Annotated in this window: 1 pseudogene; it reads left to right on the plus strand. The window is 68.6% G+C overall.

The annotated features are described in order from the left end of the window. Nucleotides 1–385, plus strand: a pseudogene (locus D7V77_RS43010) (molecular chaperone DnaJ); the annotation flags it as partial.

The raw sequence follows: 385 nt of genomic DNA on the forward strand, positions 1-385 counted from the left end.
CGTCCTCCACACCGCCCGTGCGCCCCACCCGCGCCAGCGAGGACGACCTGTGGCGCATCGTCTCCTTCGACGAGTCCAACGACCCCGCCCAGAACCTCACCGCCTCCTTCGAGGCCGCCCTCCAGCAGGTGGACGCCCACCTGGAAGCCCTCATCCGCTCGGATGTCCGCTCGGCGGGCGACGCCAACGAATTCCTCGTCGAGGCCATCGTCGAAGCGACGTTCGAGCCGCTGCCTTCTCCCCGCACCACCGCGTTCCCCGGTGACAACGCGGGGGCTTCTGGCCAGACTGGGGACGAGTTGTCCGGTGACCTGGACGACTGGGATTTTGACGAGGACGACGTGGCGGCCGAAGACCCCTCCAACCCCGACGAAGCCTCCAAGCT

Source organism: Corallococcus sp. CA041A, assembly GCF_003612075.1.
Taxonomy (GTDB): domain Bacteria; phylum Myxococcota; class Myxococcia; order Myxococcales; family Myxococcaceae; genus Corallococcus; species Corallococcus exiguus.